Genomic DNA, 23,540 nt, shown 5'->3' with positions numbered 1-23,540 from the left:
TTGGCTTATCCGCCCTACGCGTGACTATACCGCTGCGCTCAGCCGTAGGGCGGATAAGGCCGGAGGCCGCATCCGCCGCAACCCACGGCCAAACTGCCTCTTCCTTAGGTGAGGAGAATAGCGGTAATGATCTGCGGATTTCGCCACTAGGATGGCTAATGGCACTGAGAGACGCTGCGGGGTAGCCCCTCAGCGTCTCGGACGTGATGCGTCCCGATAGCGCAAAGAAAACCTACCCCAGCTCTCAGAACCTGCGGCCTGCCACCATTTCTGGTAAAATCCACGCCCTTTCGAATCAAATCAATCCCCTCTGATAGGTAATCCATGAGCCTGACCGACGATCGCCAAGCCCGTATTGACGCCCTCCATCGCCTGGTGCGCGAGCGCATCCTGATCCTCGATGGCGGCATGGGCACCATGATCCAGAACCTCAAGCTGTCCGAAGCCGACTACCGGGGCGAGCGCTTTGCGGATTACCACCAGGACGTCGCGGGTAACAACGACCTGCTGGCCATTACCCAACCGGCCATGCTCAAAGACATCTATAAGGGCTACCTCGACGCAGGGGCAGATATCGTCGAAACCAACACCTTCAACTCCACCCGCGTCTCCATGGCGGACTACGACATGGAAGACCTGGTGCCGGAGCTGAACCTGGCCGCGGCGCGGTTGGCCCGGGAAATCGCCGATGAGTACACCGCCGACAATCCGGATAAACCCCGCTTTGTCGCCGGGGTGCTTGGGCCCACCAGTCGCACCTGCTCCATCTCTCCAGATGTGAACGACCCCGGTGCGCGCAACATTACCTTCGATGAGTTGGTCGAGAACTATATGGAAGCCCTCGACGGGCTGGTCAAGGGTGGCTCGGACCTGATTCTGATCGAAACCGTATTCGATACCCTCAACGCCAAGGCCGCCACGTTCGCGGTACAGACCTATTTTGAGCAGAACGGTGTTGAGCTGCCGCTGATGATTTCCGGCACCATTACCGATGCTTCCGGACGCACCCTTTCCGGGCAGACCACCGAAGCCTTTTACAACTCCCTGGCCCACTCAAGCCCCTTCTCCATGGGCCTGAACTGCGCCCTGGGCGCCGAGGAACTGCGCCCCTACGTGCAGGAAATGTCCCGGGTGGCCAACTGCTGGGTGTCAGCGCACCCGAACGCCGGCCTGCCCAATGAGTTCGGCGAATACGATCAGTCCCCCGAGGAAATGGTTGCCGTGGTCGAAGAGTTTGCGGCCAGCGGTCTGGTGAACATTATCGGTGGTTGCTGTGGTACCACACCGGAGCACATCAAAGCGATTGCCGATGCCGTGGCCACGCACGCCCCGCGGCCGCTGCCCGACATTGCGCCGGCCTGTCGCCTGTCTGGCCTGGAACCCTTCAACATCACCAAGGACTCCCTGTTCGTCAACGTGGGTGAGCGCTGTAACGTTACCGGCTCGGCCAAGTTCAAGCGTCTGATCGTGGAAGAGGATTACACCACTGCACTCGAAGTCGCCCTGGAGCAGGTCGAGGGCGGCGCCCAGGTGATCGACGTCAATATGGATGAGGCGATGCTGGACTCCGAGAAAGCCATGGTGCGCTTTCTCAATCTGATTGCCGGAGAACCCGATATTGCTCGGGTGCCGGTGATGGTCGACTCCTCCAAGTGGACCGTGATTGAAGCCGGGCTGAAATGCATTCAGGGCAAGCCGATCGTCAACTCCATCAGTCTGAAGGAAGGCGAAGAAGAGTTCATTGAGCGCGCCCGACTTTGCCGCAAGTACGGTGCCGCCGTGGTGGTGATGGCGTTTGACGAAGACGGTCAGGCCGATACCGCGGCGCGCAAGAAAGAGATCTGTGAACGCTCCTATCGCGTTCTGGTCGACAAGGTGGGCTTCCCGCCCCAGGACATTATTTTTGACCCGAATATTTTTGCCATTGCCACCGGCATTGACGAGCACAACAACTACGCGGTGGATTTCATCGAAGCCACCCGCTGGATTCGGGAAAACCTGCCCCACGCCGGGGTGAGCGGTGGTGTATCCAACGTGTCTTTCTCCTTCCGGGGCAACAATCCGGTGCGCGAAGCGATTCACTCGGTGTTTCTGTACCACGCCATCAAGGCCGGCTTGAACATGGGTATCGTCAACGCCAGCCAGTTGGCGGTGTACGACGACCTGCCCGAAGAGCTGAAAGAGAAAGTCGAAGATGTGGTGCTCAACCGCAAAGATGACGCGACGGAAACCCTGCTTGAAATTGCCGAAAAGTACAAAGGCGACGGCAGTGGCGGCGAAAAAAAGGAAGATCTCGAGTGGCGTAGTTGGGCCGTGGAAAAGCGCATTGAGCACTCACTGGTCAAGGGCATCACCGCCTACATCATCGAAGACACCGAAGAAGCCCGTCAGCGCGCCGACAAGCCACTGGATGTGATCGAGGGCCCATTGATGGACGGCATGAACGTGGTCGGCGATCTGTTCGGTGCGGGCAAGATGTTCCTGCCCCAGGTGGTCAAGTCCGCCCGGGTGATGAAACAGTCTGTGGCTTACCTTCAGCCCTTTATCGAAGCGGAGAAAACCGAGGCCAGCAAACCCAACGGCAAAATTCTGATGGCCACGGTCAAAGGGGATGTGCACGATATCGGCAAGAACATTGTCGGGGTCGTATTGCAATGTAACAACTACGAAGTGGTCGATTTGGGTGTGATGGTTCCGACCGAAAAAATCCTCAAGGTGGCCGTAGAGGAGAACTGCGACATCATCGGCCTGTCCGGTCTGATTACTCCGTCGCTGGATGAAATGGTGAATGTCGCCCGGGAGATGCAGCGGCAGGGTATTGATAAACCATTGATGATCGGTGGCGCCACCACGTCGAAAGCCCACACAGCGGTCAAAATCGACCCGGCGTTCAACCTGAACCAGGTGGTCTATGTGGCTGACGCGTCCCGCGCGGTTGGCGTGGCAGGCAGCCTGCTCTCCGATGCCAACCGCCCGAAGTTCGTTGCCGACCTGCAGGCCGAATACGACAAGGTGCGCGAGCGCAACGCCAACCGCAAACCCCGCGGCACTCTGCGCACCTACCCGAAAGCGATCGAGAATGCACCGGCGATGGACTGGGACGGTTACACGCCCCCCGCCCCAACCTTCACCGGTTTGAAAGTCTTCGATGATTACCCACTGGAAGATCTGCTGGATACCGTCGACTGGACGCCCTTCTTCATGTCCTGGGATCTGGCCGGCAAGTACCCGAAAATTCTGGACGATGAGGTGGTCGGCGAGGCGGCCAGAAACCTGTTTGACGACGCCCAGAAAATGCTGCGCAAGCTGATCGACGAGAAACGCCTGAAGGCACGCGGTGTCATCGGCCTCTGGCCCGCCAACACAGTCAACCACGACGATATCGAAATTTATGACGACCAGGGCAAGGTGATCGATACCCTGCATCACATTCGCCAGCAGAACCAGAAGCCGGGTAATGATCCCGCCAACTATTCACTGGCGGACTTCGTGGCGCCCAAGGACAGCGGTAAGCGGGATTACGTAGGCGGTTTTGCCGTGACCGCCGGTATTGGTGCGGAGGAGTTGGCGAAGGAATACGAAGCGGCCGGAGACGATTACAACGCGATCATGGTCAAAGCCTTGGCCGACCGTCTGGCCGAAGCGTTTGCCGAGCATATGCACCGCCGGGTGCGGACCGAGTTCTGGGGCTATCAGCCGGATGAAGCGTTGAGTAACGATGAATTGATCCGGGAGAAATACCAGGGCATCCGCCCTGCCCCGGGTTACCCGGCATGCCCGGACCACACCGAGAAAGCGACACTGTTCCGGGTGTTGAATGCGGAGAAGAACTCCGGCCTCGAACTGACCGACAGCTTTGCCATGTATCCCACCGCCGCAGTCTCCGGCTGGTATTTCTCCCACCCGAAATCCAAGTATTTCAATGTGGGGAAAATCCAGAAGGATCAGGTGGAAAGCCTGGCCAAGCGCAAAGGCATGAGCCTGACCGAAATGGAGCGCTGGTTGAGCCCGGTGCTTGGGTATGAGCCGGGGACCGAGTGATCACCAAAATATTCACTTTCAAGTGACTTTACGGCGGATGCGGGGTTTAATCGCTGCGCTCGGCCCCTACGGATACCACGGCAGCTCGCGTAGGGCGGATAAGGGCGAAGCCCGCATCCGCCGTTACGAACCAACGGCAAACCGTAAAGCCGCACCAGACCTATCACCCACCCCGCAACTGCCGCAAAGCCCGTTGCGCCATCTGGGTCATTCGATCGATCAACCGGATCAGCACCCAACGCATGAGCTCTCTGGTGAGCTCCGCCGTCGTCTCCGCAATCGCCCCAAAGCCCAAGAGCTTCATAATCCGTCGCATCAACCGCAACACCCAAAACCCGGCGTCTTTGGACGCATCAACGCCCTGCCGCAAGGCCAGCGCAATTCGGTCCGCCAAGGTCAGCCCGCCCATCAATGCCGCCTGAATCGGCGCCACAAACACCACGCTGATTTTCCTCAGCACCCACGCCATCGCACTATTGACCCGCTCCCAAACCGACGGATCCGCGGGATTATCCAGAGTGTCTCGAGACAACCATTGTTTGAGCGCCTCTTCTCCCAGCTCGGGATTGGGACGTCCTTTCAACGCTAACCAACTGCACTGACGAGTGCTGTCCACATAGTGACCGATACGGTGGGCGGCGAAGGAAATGGCGCCTCGGCCCCAGGGAATGTGATAGCCATCACCGGGTGATGGCGGGTGGCGGTAGGGGTAAACCGGAATCATCGGGACGGGATCGGTTTTATGGTAGACACGGTAAATATTGCTCGAGAGAGCCCTGTTCGTCAGATGCCGAGCAAAGCCTTCCAGCCCGACACGGGGTGCGCCAAAGGTGTAGAGTTTGACCGGGTTGCGACGTTGGCCTTTGAGCCAGTCTGCCACCAACGACGCCACTGCCCCGCCCAGACTGTGACCGATGCAGTGAATGGGACCGGAAATATGCGGATGTTTATCGAGGAAATCTTTCAGTTGTGGCAGGAGGCTGCTGAAGATCTGGTTAAAACCGATATGAACCAAGGTGCCAGTTCTGCCCCGCTCCAGACCGATCCTGGCGTTGCTGGCCCAATCGGCACCGTAATTGGCCCAAGTGGAGCCGCGGAAGACGAAAAAGAGTTCGTTTTTTCGTTGTCCGCGCCCCTGAGCGCACAGGCCAAACGCATCTTCCGTATTGATTAACCGGGTACCCACCTCTGCGGAGAGTAAACCACTCCCTGTACCTGAAAACTCGGGTCGCAGTAAGAAGAGCCTCAAGCGTTCACGGTCTTGAACGTCATATATGCCATCAGCCAACTCTGACGCTTGCAGTGGAGTCAATTCCATTTTCTGTTCCTCCTTGTAATTAACGAACCTCTATACCTTCCCAGTGACAATTCGTACCTAAAAGTCCCCGCTTAACATCAACTCGGCGAATCTCATCGGTCAGCTCGCACTGCATATTGATCGGCCTTCCTCCGAGCTCTGACCATTCATGCTCTTCACGCTTGCTTCCGATCCAGATCTTGAATTCCTGACCTTGGTACTGAACAACAATATCCTGATAAACCACAAATTCAGCGGGAAGCAACTGACGCCAACTATCTCTTACGGCCGGAAACGAAAAGTGACCTTGATCATCCGCCTCGGCAACGTCCTCTTCGCCAACCTGACTCTGCCATTTGATGATGCGTTTTATCCTGGCACCGGAAGCCGGCTTTCCTTCATAGGTAATCTGAGCAGCGAAGGGTGAGCTGAGCACCACTTCCTTCTTTGAAAAAAACGCCATGGCAGCTCCTTGCGGTGAACAGATCAAAAAGAATACGGCGATGCCGAGCAGTACGGAGGGGAGTATTCGAGGTCGAATCATGGGGCCATCCTTTGTACCGGTGAAGCATTTCCGTTGGATTCAGGAAAGATACCGAAGGCGGGGAAATATCGTCAAGGGGTTCGATGAGGGGGACGTGGAAATTGAGGTGTTGGTCACGCTTGGGGGATTATTTGGTGGATGCGCCGAAGGCTCCGATGCGTCGGACCGATCTGTCATACGATTACCGCGGGTGGGGAAACGGCGGATGCGCGCAGCGATTGGACCGCGATCCGCCGTAATCCGGGCCATGTGACCTTTATGAGGGCTGTCGGTCGGCGCCCCAACTGCGGTGGATGCGGTCTTTGACGCGGCTGAGTTCTTCGTCGGTAATATTGGCGAGTTCGCCTCGTTCGAGCGGGTCGTAATGGAAAATGTACAGGCGCGAGGCGAACTGCTCAAACGGCAATGAAGACTCGCCAAAGCGCTCGCCGTTGCCCGCGGTACTGACCAATACATCATCTCCCCAGTGCTGACCACTGTCATTGTTGGGGTTGAAGAAGTACACCCGCATCACCTCTTTCGGGTCGAGCGCTACCCGCAAAATGGTGATCGCATGCCACCCCACAAATCGGGCGGCGCTGTCAGTGACAGCGATGCCCGCCGGTTGCGGATGGATCAGCGGTTGATTGCCGTTGTAGTATGGATGGTAGCTCGCGTAGAAGTGACGCAGAAAATCATCCAGCTCCCAGAGGTTTCCTGTAGCGACATCCACGTTGATGCGGAACCCTCGACCGGACCACCAGCCGTGAAACTCGGGGTTCACCCAACGGTGTGGATCACCTTCACGCCCGATACAACGGCGCCCCATTTCGGCGTAGATACGGTCCAGGTGTGGCACCACCAGAAGTGAGACCGGATCAAGATCCATGGGGATATCGGCGGCAACCCCGGCTTCACTTTCTCTCGAGGAAATCGGTTGGCCCTCAAAATGAATGATGATTTCATCATCACGCGCCGCCCAGACCACCATCTGCAACAGATAATCCGGATCGTTATAAGCCCACATGGACAGCGCCCGGGCCGACTGACAGGTGGGGTTATTGCCCTGCCCCACGCCCAGCGGTTGCCCCAGCATGCACAACACGCCCTGCATCAGCCAGGCGGTGGCCGACGGCTGTGCGCCGAAAATCATTTCCAGCCGTTGGGTACAATAGGGCGAGACGGGCAGCGCCAGCTGCCGCCAGAGTGCCGGTGCGACCGCCGGTTGGTAGAGAATGCCCCGTTCGAGCATCAAAGCCAGACCATAGACGCCCTGAGCGGTTTCAGGATGGATGGCTTGGGCGATGATCGCCCGAGCCAGCTCACCGTAACACAGCAAACAATCCCGACCGGTACTGGAGAGCCCCAAAGCTTCGGAAAGCAAGTGGTCCCCGTGCTCCAACAGATGACGTAACAACACCGGGTGATAGGGAGAAACCAGACCGGTATCGTGCATGGCTCGGGCAAAACCCGTCGCCTCGTATTGCAATGCGCCGGCGTCCATCGCCTGAAGGCGCTCCTGATACACCTCCAGGCCCGGATCCTCGCGGCAGGCCTGGGTGGGACCAAACAGGCTGCTGATCAATCGGTCGGCGCCCTGCCCGCTGATACCCAACTCGATGGTCGGATTGATCTGACAGACCGCAATCTGGGTGATCATGCGTTTGACGCTGTCGACCTGAATGGGCCGCTGCTGCAAGATGCGCCAGATTTCCTCAATCAGCTTGTCGATGACGTGTTCGTAGCCAATCCGCTCCGCCAAGTGTCGGTACAAGGACCGGGTAATCAGCGCGAGGCGGCCTTGCTGCTCCCTCTCCGCCTCGCTGGGCGTCCCGAAGAGCAGCTCCAGGTTGATGGCCAGTACCTGGGTCAGGTAATGATGGGCCTGCTCAGAGGACATACCCGGGTGCTGATAATCACCCAGGGCAATGGCGAGCAGACGCAGCTCGCTGATGGCCTCAATCACCACCGTCGAGGCATCCGGACTTTTCAGCGAGTACGTGGTCAGTGACGGAATCAGGATCTGCGGCTGCGCCCAATCCGACCCTTCAAAAACGCCCGCCTCTTCCAGCCGTTGAGCGCGGGCCTCCAGGAAGGCACAACCGCCATCAAGCAATAGCACTCGCCGGGCAATATCCAGCAGGCGCTGGAGCTTGGTGATCTTGGCAAACTCACGGCTGTCGGCCAGTTGTTCAATCGCTTCGTCCAGCTGGTTTCCCAGGCGGACCAATTTGTCCGCCTCGGCACTGTGGTTCGTTTCCGTTAGGCTCAAGCCGGCCTCCTCAACTCATGCAATGGAGTTGATTATACATAGAAATCCAGCTCTTCCTGGTGTTTGAGCAAATCCCGCATGGTGTAGGGGTCTTCACCAAAAAAGTAAACCAGGCCCCAATGGGTGCCAAAGGCGGTACGTTTGGTGACCGTCTCCTCAACCGGCGGGGTAAGCTCATGGAAATCAAAGTAAGGGTGATCTTCCGTCTCCGCGGGAATTTCCAGTTTGCTGACGACCCGACGGCGCGGGTACACACCGAAACAGCCAGCATGCCCCTTTGCATCAACCACTTCTTTGGGAAAGAATGCCTTGATCTCCTCGTCAGTGGTTTTGGGATCGAACGAAAGAATCAGACCCTGGTAAGCATTGAACCCGTAAGCACGCTCCAACAACTCGAACACTTTGAAACCGGGCGGACGATAGGCCACCTCACCAAAGTACATTTCACCATCGCTGGTGACGAAATATTCAGGATGCACAAATCCGAAATCAATATCAAAGGTTTTGATCAGTTTTTCGATTTGTTGAGTAATCTGGGGCCGGTATTTCTCGAGCTCGGGCGTCGCCGGCACGAACACGGAGTAGCCGAGCGTGACATACTCGGAAATGTTCAGAAAGCAAATCTTTCCGTTGTGAATCCAGGCCTCGACGGCGAATTCCCAGCCATCAAGATGGGACTCCATCAACACGGGAAATTCCTCGTCGGGAATGGTGTCCACTTCATCCGGCGTTCGGATGACCCGATGCCCCAGACAACCGGCTTTATCAAAAGCCTTCAGGTGAATGGGGTCATTGGGGTCCCCGTCCAGTTTCAACAAGGTCTGATTGACCCGTTTCAAAAAGCGCACGACGTCTTCCTTGTCGTGTGCTTCTTCGAAAATTCCCACGCGAATGCCGCCCAGCTGGGCACGACGCTTCATCAGCGCCTTGTCCCGCAACAGCATGGCCTGACCAAACAGGCGCGGGTTATCCAGCAGGACCGAGTTGATTGCACCGGCCCACTCCACGGTTTCTTCAAACAGAGGAATCGCCACATCCACGCCCATATCCTTCAGGGTCTGGGCAATTTCCATGGAACGATCGTTCAGCCGCTCAAAGTTCCAGGGCACGTAGGGGATATCATGCTCTTTGCAGTAAGCTTCGGCCCACTCTGGAGCCACCACCACGTAGCGACGATCGAATTTGTCGGCCGCTTCAATGGCACCCAGGGCCCAGCCCAACAATGCGACGTAACCTTTTTCAGGATTGAAAGTGTGCTTGGAACTCATGGTGGGACTCTCCAGACGTGGCAGTGGTACAACCCCGAGCGCTATCGCACGGGCCCATCTATAAACATAGACAAGAGGCTTGCACTGTACCAGCCATAAGGTCCGGGACACGCATGGTATCGATAGACTTTATAGTTATATGGAGGGAGGGCTGATTTCCGAGTTTGGTGACGGCGGATGCGCGCCTGCGACGCTTATCCGCCCTACGCGAACTGAAGTGGTATCCGTAACCCGGGATGCCAGACGCACCAGCCCATAAAAAAGGCCGGCAAATGCCGGCCTTTTTCAGAACAACCTGACTGACGAATCAGTCCTGGTTCTTCATCTGCGCCTTGATCAGGTCACCCAGAGTGGTGGGCGAAGCCTGTTCAGCAGTTTTGGCGCTGTGCTCTTTAACAGCAGCCTTCTCGTCAGCGACGTCTTTGGACTTCACAGACAAGTTGATGGTGCGGTTTTTGCGGTCAACGCTGATGATCTTGGCTTCGACTTCTTCGCCTTCTTTCAGCACGTTGCGCGCATCTTCCACTTTCTCGCGGCTCAGTTCAGAGGCCTTCAGGTAGGCTTCAACGTCTTCCGCCAGAGTCACGGTCGCACCCTTGGCTTCAACTTCCTTCACAGTACCCTTGATGACGGAACCTTTGTCGTTCTCGGCCAGGTACTCAGAGAAGGGGTCGGTCTCCAGCTGCTTGATGCCCAGAGAAATACGCTCGCGCTCCGGGTCAATGGCCAGAACCACAGTTTCCAGCTCGTCGCCCTTCTTGTACTTGCGTACCGCTTCTTCGCCGGCTTCGTGCCAGGAGATGTCGGACAGGTGAACCAGACCGTCGATACCACCGTCCAGACCGATGAAGATACCGAAATCGGTGATGGACTTGATCTTGCCGCTGATCTTGTCGCCCTTGGCGTAAGTACGAGCGAAGACGTCCCAGGGGTTTTCCTGGCACTGCTTCATGCCCAGGGAGATACGACGACGCTCTTCGTCGATGTCCAGGATCATGACTTCCACTTCGTCGCCCACATTCACGACTTTAGACGGGTGGATGTTCTTGTTGGTCCAATCCATTTCGGAGACGTGAACCAGACCTTCCACACCCTCTTCCAGCTCGGCAAAGCAGCCGTAATCGGTCAGGTTGGTAACCACAGCCTTGACCTTGACGCCTTCCGGGTAGCGACCGGTGATGTTGACCCAGGGATCTTCACCCAGTTGCTTCAGACCCAGAGAAACGCGGTTGCGCTCGCGGTCGAATTTCAGAACTTTGACTTCAATATCGTCGCCGACATTGACGATTTCGCTCGGATGCTTGATGCGCTTCCAGGCCATATCGGTAATGTGCAGCAGGCCGTCAACACCGCCCAGATCTACGAAAGCACCGTAGTCGGTCAGGTTCTTGACGATACCTTTGATGGTCATACCCTCTTGCAGGGTAGCCAGCAGCTCTTCGCGCTCTTCGGAGTTGGCTTGCTCCAGAACGGCACGACGAGACACCACAACGTTGTTGCGACGCTGGTCCAGCTTGATGACCTTGAATTCCAGCTCTTTACCTTCGAGGTGGGTGGTGTCGCGCACGGGGCGAACGTCTACCAGAGAGCCCGGCAGGAAGGCACGGATGCTGGATACATCCACGGTGAAGCCACCTTTGACCTTACCGTTGATAACGCCTTTGACCACTTCGTCAGCAGAGTGAGCGGCTTCCAGCACTTTCCAGGCTTCAGCGCGCTTGGCTTTTTCGCGAGACAGGCGGGTTTCACCGAAACCGTCTTCTACGGTTTCCAGTGCGACCTGTACTTCGTCGCCGATTTGCAGTTCCAGCTCGCCGTCTTCGTTCAGGAATTGGCTGGCCGGGATTACGCCTTCAGACTTGAGGCCGGCGTGTACCGTTACCCAGTCTTTGTCGACGTCGATGACAACACCGGTCACGATGGTACCCGGCTGCATATCGACGGATTTCAGGCTCTCTTCAAACAGTTCAGCAAAACTTTCGCTCATGGACATTCATGCTACCTTTTAGTACCCGATCGATCCGCTTGTCTGTGGTGCGGTGTCACGGGTTTACCGTACTGCCAGTGGTACGGGTCAGTTTATGAAAGAGACAGGATCCGGCTTTCAAAGCTGGCGCCAGCCGGGCTGCCCATGCCAGGGTTTGTACACATTGGTCTGGATACACGCTCTAGCAAGCGCGGCAGGCTAGCAGATCTTGGGGGATATGGCAAGGATTGGTGACTCAGGCGGGGTTCTTGGCATCACGCCCGGTCTGCCGCGGGGTATGCCAGTTCGAGACCCGCCGTAAATCCATCCATGGAGGCTTCTCATCGGCATCCATGCCTCAGAGAGTCTCGAACTGGCATACCCCACGGCAGACCTCGGTGCCAATAGCGAACAATGGAGGCATATGTAACGGCGGATGCGGCCTTTGGCCTTATCCGCCCTACGCATAGCACGGAGGTGGCGTAGGGCGGATAAGCGAAGCGCATCCGCCGTTTCCCGGGGTAAAAAAAGAAAAGGTGCTAGTTCCCGGAACGTTACGCTGGCAGCGCGGAGGTTGGGTATACCGTTGCGAGACCGTCACCCGCCTTGGACGCCCCACAGGGATGTGGGAAGTGTCCCGAAGCGCCGGGAGCGCGAAGGGGGCCGGCGGGTGCAGAGCCTACAGGGATGTATTCATGGCGTGTCTCGCAACGGTATACCCAACCGGAGCACTACACGACAAAGCACCCGGATGTTCTACGAGATGCTTCTACACCCCTTCTATTAAGTCCGCCCGTAGTTGTCGTCGAAACGCTGGATGTCGTCTTCGCCCAGATAGGGGCCGGACTGGACTTCGATGATTTCCAGGGGGATTTTGCCCGGGTTGCTCAGGCGGTGGCGGGTACCGACCGGTATATAGGTCGACTCATTCTCGGACAGCAGCAGCGTCTGGTCGTCCAATTCCACCTGGGCGGTGCCCTTGACCACCACCCAGTGCTCGGCGCGGTGATAATGCATCTGTAAGGACAGGCTGGCGCCGGGTTTTACCCGAATGCGCTTTACCTGGTAGCGGGTGCCCTGATCTACCGAATCGTAGCAACCCCAGGGACGATAGACCTCCCGGTGCTGGAGATGCTCGGTGCGGTTACCCTGCTCGATCCGGGCAATCACCTTCTTCACCTGCTGAGCCTGACTCTTGTCTGCCACCAGAACCGCGTCCGGGGTATTGATGATCATCAGGTTATTGACGCCGATGGTCGCCACCAGCTTGTCTTGAGTGAAGACCAGAGTGTCGTGTGAATCCACATCAATGGCATCGCCCACAAAGCTGTTGCCATTGGCGTCTTTCTCGGACAGCTCCCAAAAGGACTGCCAGCAACCCACATCGCTCCAGCCCGCATCCAGCGGGACGCAAACCACCGCCTGGCTTTTCTCCATGACCGCATAATCAATGGAGATATCCGGCGCCTCGGCAAAGTCGTCCCGGTCGATGCGAACAAAATCCAGGTCTGTGCTGGCTCTGTCGTAGGCCCGTTGGGCGGCACTGAGTACCTCCGGGGAGCAGCGCTCCAGCTCGGACAAGAATGCACTGGCACGGAACACGAACATGCCGCTGTTCCAGTAATAATCGCCCTCAGCGAGATACTGCTCAGCGGTGGCCAGGTCCGGCTTTTCCACGAACCGCTCGACGGGATGGCTACCCTGCCCTTCCCGGCGGGTTTTGATATAACCGTAGCCGGTTTCGGGGCGGGTTGGCTGGATGCCAAAGGTCACCAGTTTGTCACTGTCTGCCGCGTCGGCCGCCTGGGCGATAGCCTTCTGAAAGGCCTCAATCCCCTGGATCATATGGTCAGCGGCAAGCACGAGCAACGTCGGATCATCCTCCTGGGTCAGCGCTTTAACCGCCGCCAACGCCAAGGCTGGCGCGGTATTACGCGCCAGCGGCTCAAGCAGGATCGACGCGCGGCTCTGACCGATTTCCTGAAGTTGCTCGGCCACCATGAAGCGGTGCTCTTCATTGCACACCACAATCGGGTCACCCAAGTCGGGCACCCCGTCCAGACGCAGCAGAGTCTGCTGTAACATGGTGGTTTCACCAAACAGCTTGAGCAGCTGTTTCGGGTAGTGTTTGCGCGACAGCGGCCACAAGCGTGACCCGGAGCCGCCCGCCAGGATAACGGGAACAATCATCGATCAGCCCTGCCGGCTTTTGAGAAATTCATCGAACTGTGCGCCAATTTCGTGGTGACGCACGCCGTATTCGATGTTCGCCATCATGTAGCCCAGCTTGGAGCCGCAGTCGTGACTCTTGCCGGCCAGGCGATAGGCTTCGACGGTCTCGTCAGTCACCAGGGCGTCCAGCGAGTCGGTCAGCTGGATTTCACCACCGGCGCCCGGTTGGGTTTTGGCCAGCAGATCCCAGGTGGACTTGGACAGGACGTAGCGCCCGACAATGGCCATGTTGGACGGAGCCGCGTCGCGCTCGGGTTTTTCCACCATGCCTTTAACGGCGGCGCACTCGCCCTCTTCCACTTGGGCACCGTCACAGTCGACCACGCCGTATTTGTGCACCTGTTCCCAGGGTACCTCCTCCACCAGAATCTGGCTGCTGCCGGTTTCGTCAAAGCGGCGAGTCATGGCCGCCAGATTGTCTTTGCGTAGGTTGCAGTGGTGCTTGTCGATCAGCACGTCGGGCAGCATTACCGCAAAAGGCTCTTCTCCCACCACCGGGCGGGCGCACAAAATGGCGTGGCCCAGGCCTTTGGCTTCGGCCTGACGCACGGAGATGACCGTCAGTCCCGGCGGCGTGATGGACCGGACTTCTTCCAGCAGTGAGCGCTTGAGACGCGCTTCGAGCTGGGCTTCCAGCTCAAAGCTGGTATCGAAGTGGTTTTCGATGGAGTTTTTACTGGCGTGGGTGACCAGGACGATTTCCTTGATGCCGGCTGCGGCCGCTTCCTCAATTACGTATTGGATGAGGGGCCGGTCGACCACGGGCAGCATCTCTTTGGGGATGGCTTTGGTGGCAGGCAGCATACGGGTGCCCAGACCGGCGACGGGGATGACGGCTTTTTTGATCTGCATGTGTGGTCTCCTTGAGTGTTGGGGGTCGTTCCCAGAGTGTTGTGTCCGGTTGATTTTTAGAGTGGAGGGTTAGAGTTGTCCGGTCGCGGCATCGGGTGAACCCTTTTCAAAACGCGATAAATACATCCCTGTAGCTCCCTCTCTTCTTCCCTGAAGAGAGGGTTTGAAAAGAGTTCACCCGACACCGCGCCCTCAGAGGGAACCCCACCCTTTCACTCGTAACTTACTGATTCAGCAGCGCCAACACTTCGTCGGTTTTTTCCTGTACCAGTTTCTTGTCGCCGCGGCTCTCGGCGTTCAGGCGTACCACCGGCTCGGTGTTGGACATGCGCAGGTTGAAGCGCCAGTCGTCAAATTCCATGGTGATACCGTCGGCACGGTCGATGGCTTTGGCCTGGTTCTTGTAGTGCTCGAATACCCGGTCAATGGCTGCGGCGGCATCGTCCACTTTGCTGTTGATTTCGCCCGGGGACGGGAAGCGATCGATGCAATCTTGTAGCAACTCGGACAGGCTCTGCCCCTTGCGACCGATCAGTTCTGCGACCAGAAGCCAGGGGATCATGCCGCTGTCGCAGTAGGCGAAGTCACGGAAGTAGTGGTGGGCGCTCATTTCACCGCCGTAGATGGCATCTTCGCTGCGCATCCGCTCCTTGATGAAGGAGTGGCCGGTTTTGGATTGAATGGCGGTGCCGCCGTGCTTTTCGCAGATGTCGATGGTGTTCCAGGTCAGGCGTGGGTCATGAATGATCTTACTGCCCGGCACCTTGAGCAGGAAGGCTTCGGCCAACAGGCCGACGATGTAGTAACCCTCGGTGAACTCGCCCTTCTCATCGAACAGGAAGCAGCGATCGAAGTCGCCGTCCCAGGCAATGCCCATGTCCGCGCCGTGCTTGATCACCGCCTCGCTGGTGGAGGCCCGATTTTCACGCAGCAGCGGGTTAGGAATACCGTTTGGAAAGGTCGGGTCCGGCTCGTGGTGGACCTTGATAAATTCGATCATGGGCAGGTGCGGTTCGATCGCATCGATGACGTGGCCTGCGGCCCCGTTACCGGCGTTGACCACAAGCTTCATGGGCTTGAGTTTGTCCTTATCGACGTAGCTCAGCAGGTGCTGGATGTAGTCCTCCAGCACTGAACCCTTTCGGTAGGCACCTCTCTTGGATTCGTCCACGGCCGGGAAATCATTGGCTTCGGCCATGGCCTGAATATCGTTCAGCCCGGTATCACCACTGATGGGACGAGAACCCTCACGCACCATCTTCATGCCGTTATAGTCAATCGGGTTGTGACTGGCGGTGATCACGATGCCGCCATCGGTTTTCAGATGGCTGGTAGCGAAGTAGATCTCTTCAGTGCCGCACAGACCGATATCGATCACGTCCGCACCGCCGTCCTGCAGGCCGCGGGCGCAGGCAAGCTTCAAGGACTCACTGGTCTCTCGCACGTCGCCACCCACCACGACGGTTTTGGGCTTGAGGTATTCCGCAAAGGCGCGGCCGATGCGGTAGACGATGTCTTCATTGAGTTCTTCACCCAACTTGCCGCGAATATCGTAGGCTTTAAAACAGGTCAGTTTCATCTTCGTTCCGTCCGGTTTGTGTTATTTGTCATCGTTGCTCCGGCACCCCATGGGTGCCAGCCCCACCCGGCTAGCGGGTATAGCTTAAAATTCTCTCGAGCACCTGCTCGATGGTCAGCTCGGTACTGTCCACCAGGTGGGCGTCATCGGCGGGCTTCAGGGGTGACACGGCGCGTTCGCTGTCCCGCTTGTCCCGCTCGCGGATATCCGCCACCAAGGCGTCCATATCCACTTTCTCGCCTTTTTCCAATAACTGCAAGTAGCGGCGTTCGGCACGCGCCTCTGGACTGGCGGTCAAGAAGATTTTGACGCCAGCATCGGGAAATACGGTGGTTCCCATATCGCGCCCGTCGGCGACCAGGCCCGGTGCCTGCCGGAAGTCCCGCTGGCGCTGCAACAGAGCCTCCCGGACCGGCGGATAAGCCGCCACCCGAGAGGCGTTCATGCTGACGGCCTCGGTACGAATTTCCCGGGACACATCCTGCTCGTGCAGCAAAATGCGCGTGTCCTCACCGGCCGCGTCAAACCGCACCGCCAGATGCCGGGCCACCGCGGCCACCGCATCGGGATTATCCAGGTCAACGCCGGCGTTCATGGCGGCCAGCGCGGTCAGCCGGTAGAGGGCGCCACTGTCGAGCAGATGATACCCGAGACGATTGGCCACCAGCCGACTCAGCGTGCCCTTGCCCGCCCCACTGGGGCCGTCAATCGCAATTACCGGGATGGGACTGTTTTCGGTCACAGGGGTTCCTTAGCGGTCTTGAACATTCAGATTTGGGGTTACTCGCCGACCCGGATCTCAAAGCTCGGGGCGGCGCGCTCGAGCCGTGCCTCAGGGGGCAATGCTCTGGGCGATCTCCCGACAGCGAGCAATGGGATCGGCGGCCCGGGTAATCGGTCGACCAATCACCAGGTAATGGCTCCCGGCGGCAATGGCTTCCTGCGGCGTCAGGGTCCGACGCTGATCATCCGCCGCACTGTCGGCGGGACGAATGCCGGGGGTGACCAGACAAAAATCCGGACCATGCCGCTCGCTTAATGCCCGGGCTTCCTGAGCCGAGCATACCACACCATCCAGACCACTTTTATGACTCAGGTCCGCGAGATGCAGGACCTGTTCCATCGGAGTCCGGGCGACGCCGGTAGAGCGCAGATCCGCTTCGGTCATGCTGGTCAGCACAGTGACCCCAATCAGCAGGGGGCGGCGACCGGAGACTTTGTCCAGAGCCTCGCGGGCGGCGCTCATCATGCGCTCTCCGCCACTGGCGTGAACATTGACCATCCATACGCCGAGGTCGGCCGCCGCACGCACCGCGCCCGCCGTCGTGTTGGGTATGTCGTGGAATTTCAGATCCAGAAAAATATCGAACCCGAGCCCCTGGAGTTGCTCGATCACGGCGGGACCGCTACGGGTAAAAAGTTCCTTGCCGACCTTGAGCCGACAGTTCTCCGGTGAGAGCCGACGCGCCATGGTCAGGCAGTCGTCAGCGTTGTCGTAATCCATGGCAACGACAATGCGTGGAGCCTCGGGATTGGGCATGTTTTCCCCCTATGCACAAAAAAAGCCCGAATTCAGTGAATCCGGGCTGCCATTAAAGCAAATTTGGCATCAAATTGCAGCGTCTAATCGTTGCTGAGGGAGGTGCCTGGGTGACCGTCGCAGGTCATCCCGTGGTCAGTTCAGGGTCATATGGTCGCGATTGGACTCGATGGTCGCTTCGCCAATGCCCCGCACTTCCACCAACTGGTCCAGGCTGACAAACTCGCCGTTGGCGTCGCGCCAGGCGACGATGGCCTCGGCTTTTTTGGGGCCGATACCATCGAGCTGTGCAAGGGTTTCCACATCGGCGGTATTGATGTTGACGGGCGCCTCGGGTGCAGCATAAGCCGCAACGCTGAACAGCAGGGCGATGGAACACAGGAAGGATGAGATCAGTTTCATGATGAACTCCTTTTGCTTGGTTTGTTGAGTAAACAGTAAACGTCGTCCGACGACGTGGGAGCCAGATTATTCAGCGAGGAGCATGGCGCGTAGGGGAAATGTGCGCGGCGTTTTGTAGGAAATTGCCGACAAAATTCTGAGATTTGATAGGGATCACATTATGGGTGTGATTGGATTTTGGGTGTTGATGGGCTTCGTAGCTAAAGCTACGGCTGGGTGTACGGTTGTGAGACACGCCGTAAATACATCCATGTAGGCTCGACGCGCGGAGTCCCTCCGTTTACGGTCTCACAACCGTACACCCAGCCTCCGCTGTGCCAGATTCACGTTTCGGGAAATAATTGCGTAGGTCGGATTAGCGGAGCGTAATCCGACGTTGACTTTGGCAAAAGATGTCGGATTACGCGCTACGCGCTAATCCGACCTACGGGACTATAGCGGCAACTGTAAAATGGTGGATGACAGGGCTGCGCCCTTTATCCACCCTACGAAACACTCTTCTGCTCCGTAAACATCTTGTAGGCGCTATTTCCCGAAACGTCAATCTGGCACAGCGGAGGTTGGGCATACCCTTGTGAGACCATCACCCGCCTGGACGGCGGGTGATGAGCCTACAAGGATGTATTTACGGCGTGTCTCACAAGGGTATGCCCAACCGCAGCACTTTCTACAACGCTATTCCGCCCTAGAGCTTGGAAAGATCCTTGGCATCCCAGTGAGGGAAGTGCTTGCGGACCAGGGCGTTCAACTCCAGTTCGAATTCGCTGAACTGGTGGTGGCTGGTTTTGGTGCGGCGCAGGCCTTCGATGACCATGCCGGCACCGACCGTGAGGTTGGTCAGTCGGTCAATCACGATGAACGAGCCGCTCATCCGGTGATTCGGATAGGCATCCACGACCACCGGCTGACTGAAAGACAACTCGGATACGGCAATGTCGTTCAACTGCAGTTTGTCCGCCGGCTTGTGCTCCTGGGTGTTCACATCAACCCGGTATTCCAGGTTATCGATATGCCCCGAGACGAGTTTGCTGGCGAATTTGAACAGATACTCTTTGCCCGGCTCGCCCGCATCTTCGTTCATCCAGACCAGGTGTGCCTTGAGATGATTGGTCTGCTCCACCTTGTCCGCCGAGTGCACGATCATATCGCCACGGCTGACATCGATCTCGTCTTCCAGGGTGATGGTCACGGCCTGCCCGACAAAGGCTTCCTGCAGATCACCATCGAATGTCACGATGGATTTGATCTTGCTCTTCTTGCCCGACGGCAACACTTTGACTTCATCACCCACCTTCACGATTCCTGAAACGATGGTGCCGCAGAAACCGCGGAAGTTCAGGTGGGGACGATTCACGTACTGGACCGGGAAGCGGAAGTCCTCGAAGTTGCGCTCGGCCATGACTGGCGCGTTTTCCAGGATTTCCATCAATGTCGGGCCGGTGTACCAGTCGCAACGTTCGCTGCGATTGACCACATTGTCGCCCTCGAGGGCGGACATGGGTACAAACTGAACGTCGGTCATTCCCAACTTTTCAGCGAAGTTGAGATAATCCGATTTGATGTGGTTGTAGACCTCTTCGCTGAAGCCTTCGAGATCCATCTTGTTCACGGCCACCACGATGTGTTTGATGCCCAGGAGCGACGCAATGTAGCTGTGGCGACGGGTCTGGGTCATGACACCGTGGCGCGCGTCGATCAGAATCACCGCCAGGTCACAGGTGGAGGCACCGGTGGCCATGTTCCGGGTGTACTGCTCGTGCCCCGGTGTGTCGGCAATGATGAATTTGCGCTTGGCGGTGGAGAAATAGCGGTAAGCGACATCAATGGTGATGCCCTGTTCGCGTTCGGCCTGCAGTCCGTCCACCAGCAGTGCCAGGTCCACTTTTTCACCGGTGGTGCCGTACTTGCTGCTGTCCGAGCTGATGGATTCCAGCTGATCTTCGTAGATCATTTTGGAGTCGTGCAACAGGCGGCCAATCAGCGTGCTTTTGCCGTCGTCGACGCTGCCACAGGTGAGAAAACGCAGCAGCTCTTTGTTTTCGTGCTGTTCGAGATAGGCGTCGATATCAGTTTCGATCAGTTCGCTTTGGTGACTCATGGTGTTCAGTTACCTTGGTCTTGAAGTCGATTTTTTTGGGGCCGTCCAGTTGGATTACGGCGAAGATTTTACGTACGGTAACGGCGGATGCGCTTCGCTTATCCGCCCTACGCAACCTCCTTAGGACGGACAAAACTGAAGGCCGCAACCCCGCAGCCCAACGTAGGGCGGATCGGTCCGACGCTTCGGAGGCCGAAGGCCGCATCCGCCGTAACCCAGCCTAGAAGTACCCTTCCTGCTTTTTCTTTTCCATGGAGCCGGAGCTGTCGTGATCGATCACGCGGCCCTGGCGCTCGGAGGTTTTGGTCAGCAGCATTTCCTGAATGATTTCCGGAAGCGTGGTCGCCTCGGATTCCACCGCGCCGGTCAGAGGGTAGCAACCCAGGGTGCGGAAGCGCACCATTTTCATTTCCGGCTCTTCGCCCGGCTCCAGCGGCATACGTTCATCGTCCACCATAATCCAGGTGCCGTCCCGCTCGACCACGGGACGCTTGGCTGCGAAATACAGGGGCACCAGCGGTATGTTTTCAAGGTGGATGTACTGCCAGATGTCCAGCTCGGTCCAGTTCGACAGCGGGAACACGCGAATGCTCTCGCCCTTGTCCACCCGACCGTTGTAGATGTTCCACAGCTCTGGACGCTGGTTCTTGGGATCCCAGCGGTGGTGCTTGTCGCGGAAGGAGTAAACGCGCTCTTTTGCCCGGGACTTTTCTTCATCGCGACGGGCGCCGCCAAAGGCGGCATCAAACTTGTACTTGTCCAGCGCCTGCTTGAGCGACTGGGTTTTCATGATGTCGGTGTGCTTGGCGCTGCCGTGAGTAAAGGGGCCCACGCCCATCTTCACCCCTTCCTCGTTGATGTGCACAATCAGATCCCAACCGAGTTCCTTCACGCGCTTTTCGCGGAACTCGATCATTTCCTTGAACTTCCAGGTGGTGTCGACGTGCATCAGCGGGAATGGCGGCTTGCCCGGGTAGAACGCTTTCTGGGCCAAGTGCATCATGACCGCCGAGTCCTTGCCGATGGAGTACAGCATCACGGGGTTATCAAACTCCGCCGCCACTTCGCGAATGATATGGATGCTTTCCGCTTCCAGTTGTTTCAGGTGGGTAAGATTGTATTTGTCTGACATTCCGCTCAACACTGTTTGGGGGCGGGACAAGCACGAGACTCACCCGCCCTTGGGTGACTGGGATTCGAAGTAAGGCGCATTATAGAGTAATGCGCCCCGTCCTTTAATGATCGATTACTTCTAAGGATATTCCGGTCTGTTTGGCCAGTTCCACGAAGGTCGGGAATGACGTGGCCACGTTGGTGGCGTCCTTGACCCGGATTGGCTGGGTGGCCCGCAGCGCTGCGATGGCAAAGGACATGGCAATGCGGTGGTCGTGGTGGGTTTCCACTTCACCGCCGCCCATGGTACCGCCCTGAATCACAATACCATCGGGGGTAGGTTTGGCAGCGATACCGAAGGTGGTCAGACCGTCCGCCATCGCCTGGATGCGGTCACTCTCTTTCACCCGCAGCTCTTCCGCGCCGGTCAGTACCGTCTCACCCTCTGCACAGGCGGCGGCGATAAACAGCGCCGGAAACTCATCAATCGCCAGCGGCACCTGATCTTCCGGAATGTGAATACCTTTCAGGGGCGCATAGCGAACGCGAATATCGGCTACGGGCTCACCGCCGACGGTGCGTTCGTTGCTCAAGGTCAGGTCCGCCCCCATGGCCTTCAGGATATTGATCACGCCCACCCGCGTGGGGTTGATGCCGACGTGGGTCAGCGTCAGGTCGGACCCGGGTGCAATACTCGCCGCCACCATGAAAAAGGTGGCCGAAGAAATGTCCGCCGGCACTTCAATTTTGGTGGCGGTGAGATGACCGCCGCCGGTGAGCTCAGCCACCGCGCCGTCTTTTTTCACCTCGTAGCCGAAACCGGTCAACATGCGCTCGGTGTGATCACGAGTCGGCGCCGGTTCGGTTACCCGGGTTGTGCCCTGGGCGTACAGCCCGGCCAGCAGCACGCAGGATTTCACCTGAGCGCTGGCCATGGGCAGCTCGTAGTCAATACCATTTAACGCCTGCCCACCTTTGATCTTAAGCGGCGGACGACCGCCTTCAGCGGTATCAACCACGGCCCCCATCTCACGCAGCGGGTTGGCAACGCGATCCATGGGACGCTTGGCCAGGGATTCATCGCCACTGATTTCGCTGTCAAACGCCTGCCCGGCGAGAATGCCCGACATCAGGCGAATGGTGGTGCCGGAGTTACCGATATACAGCGGCTTCTTGGGCGCTTTCAGGCCATGCAGGCCCACGCCGTGGATTTTGACCCGACCTTCGCTCGGCCCTTCAATCACCACACCCATATCGCGAAACGCCTGCAGCGTCGCGAGAGCATCCTCCCCTTCCAGGAAGCCTTCCACTTCGGTCACGCCATCGGCCAGCGAACCGAGCATGATTGAACGATGGGAAATCGACTTGTCGCCCGGCACCCGAATGGTACCGGTCACGGCGCCGCCGGGTTGCAATAGGTAATCTATTTTTCCTGTGGTCATGGCTGGTATGAACGCTCTCTTGGCCAGAATATTGGTGAAATGATCCCGGGCGGCTTTGGCACGGGTGAAGACGCCCAGCAGATACTCGCTGTCTTCACGGTCGATGGCCGCGCGCAACCGGGTCAGGTTGTCGATAAACAGATCCAGCGAATCCAGAACCGCACCCCGGTTCGCTTTCATGATGTCGTGCCACATCACCGGGTCACTGGAGGCGATGCGGGTAAAGTCCCGAAAACCGCCGGCGGCATAGCGGAAGATATTCGGGTTACCGATATCCTCTGCCAGGGTATCAACCAGTGAGTAGGCGATGGCATGAGGTAAATGGCTGGTGGCGCCGAGCACCTGGTCGTGCTCTTCGACGGACATATCCAGCACTTCGGCACCGACGGCCTGCCACAGGGCCCGCACCCGCTCCAGATGCACGGCGCCGGTCTCGGGCAGCGGCGTCAGGATGACGCGGTGGTTTTCATACAGATCCGGGTTGGATGCAGTCACTCCGCTGCGCTCGGAGCCAGCAATGGGATGGCCGAGCACCAGTTGGGCGGGGCTTTGCCCGTAAACCGATTCTGCGGCGGAGCGCACACTGCCTTTGACACTGGCGCCATCGGTAATGGTCACCGCCGGCGACACCTGATCGCGAATGGCGGCCAGCACCGATTCCACCGCCAGGGTCGGCACGGCGATAAAAATGACATCGCCCTCGCCCAATTCGGGTGCGACAGCACTGAGATCATCCACCACCCGATCCACTACGCCCAGCTCAATGGCTTTGCGGCCCGCGTCCGGGCGGCGAACCACGCCGATGGCCTCTCGACAGGCGTGCCGCTGGCGCAATCCCATGGCAAGACTGCCGCCGATCAATCCCAGACCGACCACCACCAGTTTGCCGATGACCGGCATCGAATCAGACGCTGT

General features: G+C 58.0%; 16 protein-coding genes. 2 read left to right on the top strand and 14 right to left on the bottom strand.

From position 1 onward, the window contains the following. Positions 1 to 324 precede the first annotated feature (324 nt). Positions 325 to 4,041 carry a methionine synthase gene (gene metH / locus EDC38_RS02905; RefSeq protein WP_123637246.1) on the top strand — a complete coding sequence of 1,239 codons (3,717 nt, stop codon included), beginning with the start codon at positions 325 to 327 and terminating at the stop codon, positions 4,039 to 4,041. Positions 4,042 to 4,204: 163 nt separating this feature from the next. On the opposite strand, the gene EDC38_RS02900 is transcribed toward metH, so the two are convergent. Further along, positions 4,205 to 5,086 (bottom strand): lipase family protein, encoded by an 882-nt coding sequence (locus EDC38_RS02900; RefSeq protein ID WP_246004418.1) that lies wholly within the window; start codon positions 5,084 to 5,086, stop codon positions 4,205 to 4,207. Here EDC38_RS02900 and EDC38_RS16465 point away from each other — a divergent pair. Next, positions 4,985 to 5,215: a hypothetical protein gene (locus tag EDC38_RS16465; protein ID WP_246004437.1), complete on the top strand. Its 231-nt coding sequence runs from the start codon at positions 4,985 to 4,987 to the stop codon at positions 5,213 to 5,215. The genes EDC38_RS02900 and EDC38_RS16465 overlap by 102 nt on opposite strands. Before the next feature lie 163 nt (positions 5,216 to 5,378). Here the strand turns inward: EDC38_RS16465 and EDC38_RS02895 are convergent, their stop codons facing one another. The 13 genes from EDC38_RS02895 to EDC38_RS02835 form a co-directional block, all read right to left on the bottom strand. Then, positions 5,379 to 5,882, bottom strand: a complete 504-nt coding sequence (locus tag EDC38_RS02895) for a DUF6795 domain-containing protein (RefSeq protein ID WP_123637244.1) — start codon at positions 5,880 to 5,882, stop codon at positions 5,379 to 5,381. Between the two features lie 256 nt (positions 5,883 to 6,138). Then, positions 6,139 to 8,133, bottom strand: a complete 1,995-nt coding sequence (locus EDC38_RS02890; RefSeq protein WP_123637243.1) for a hypothetical protein — start codon at positions 8,131 to 8,133, stop codon at positions 6,139 to 6,141. A gap of 32 nt (positions 8,134 to 8,165) precedes the next feature. Continuing rightward, on the bottom strand, positions 8,166 to 9,401 hold the full coding sequence (locus tag EDC38_RS02885) for an ATP-grasp domain-containing protein (protein WP_123637242.1): 1,236 nt from the start codon (positions 9,399 to 9,401) through the stop codon (positions 8,166 to 8,168). Positions 9,402 to 9,708: 307 nt separating this feature from the next. Continuing rightward, the gene (gene rpsA, locus EDC38_RS02880; RefSeq protein WP_024460011.1) at positions 9,709 to 11,388 is read right to left on the bottom strand and encodes a 30S ribosomal protein S1; all 1,680 of its coding nucleotides are present in this window, start codon (positions 11,386 to 11,388) and stop codon (positions 9,709 to 9,711) included. Between the two features lie 762 nt (positions 11,389 to 12,150). After that, complete coding sequence (locus EDC38_RS02875; protein WP_123637241.1) at positions 12,151 to 13,557, bottom strand: mannose-1-phosphate guanylyltransferase/mannose-6-phosphate isomerase; 1,407 nt, start codon at positions 13,555 to 13,557, stop codon at positions 12,151 to 12,153. A 3-nt stretch (positions 13,558 to 13,560) separates the two neighbouring features. After that, positions 13,561 to 14,451, bottom strand: a complete 891-nt coding sequence (galU, locus tag EDC38_RS02870) for a UTP--glucose-1-phosphate uridylyltransferase GalU (RefSeq protein ID WP_024460009.1) — start codon at positions 14,449 to 14,451, stop codon at positions 13,561 to 13,563. Between the two features lie 223 nt (positions 14,452 to 14,674). Further along, entirely contained in the window at positions 14,675 to 16,030 is a 1,356-nt protein-coding gene (locus tag EDC38_RS02865) for a phosphohexomutase domain-containing protein (protein ID WP_123637240.1), read from the bottom strand. A gap of 70 nt (positions 16,031 to 16,100) precedes the next feature. Next, a complete protein-coding gene (cmk, locus tag EDC38_RS02860; RefSeq protein ID WP_123637239.1) occupies positions 16,101 to 16,772 on the bottom strand; it encodes a (d)CMP kinase in 672 nt (223 codons plus the stop codon). Positions 16,773 to 16,862: 90 nt separating this feature from the next. Beyond that, positions 16,863 to 17,570 (bottom strand): orotidine-5'-phosphate decarboxylase, encoded by a 708-nt coding sequence (pyrF, locus tag EDC38_RS02855; protein WP_123637238.1) that lies wholly within the window; start codon positions 17,568 to 17,570, stop codon positions 16,863 to 16,865. Positions 17,571 to 17,705: 135 nt separating this feature from the next. Beyond that, positions 17,706 to 17,972, bottom strand: a complete 267-nt coding sequence (locus EDC38_RS02850) for a ComEA family DNA-binding protein (protein WP_123637237.1) — start codon at positions 17,970 to 17,972, stop codon at positions 17,706 to 17,708. A gap of 685 nt (positions 17,973 to 18,657) precedes the next feature. Further along, the gene (gene cysN, locus EDC38_RS02845) at positions 18,658 to 20,070 is read right to left on the bottom strand and encodes a sulfate adenylyltransferase subunit CysN (protein WP_123637236.1); all 1,413 of its coding nucleotides are present in this window, start codon (positions 20,068 to 20,070) and stop codon (positions 18,658 to 18,660) included. 220 nt (positions 20,071 to 20,290) lie between these two features. Next, positions 20,291 to 21,202: a sulfate adenylyltransferase subunit CysD gene (cysD, locus tag EDC38_RS02840; protein ID WP_024460003.1), complete on the bottom strand. Its 912-nt coding sequence runs from the start codon at positions 21,200 to 21,202 to the stop codon at positions 20,291 to 20,293. 103 nt (positions 21,203 to 21,305) lie between these two features. Continuing rightward, complete coding sequence (locus EDC38_RS02835) at positions 21,306 to 23,525, bottom strand: bifunctional prephenate dehydrogenase/3-phosphoshikimate 1-carboxyvinyltransferase (protein WP_123638833.1); 2,220 nt, start codon at positions 23,523 to 23,525, stop codon at positions 21,306 to 21,308. Positions 23,526 to 23,540 lie beyond the last annotated feature (15 nt).

The sequence above is a fragment of the Marinimicrobium koreense genome, from assembly GCF_003762925.1.
GTDB classification, from domain to species: domain Bacteria; phylum Pseudomonadota; class Gammaproteobacteria; order Pseudomonadales; family Cellvibrionaceae; genus Marinimicrobium; species Marinimicrobium koreense.
The sequence above is the reverse complement of the archived record's forward strand: the minus strand, read 5'-3'. Positions and strand labels throughout refer to the sequence as shown.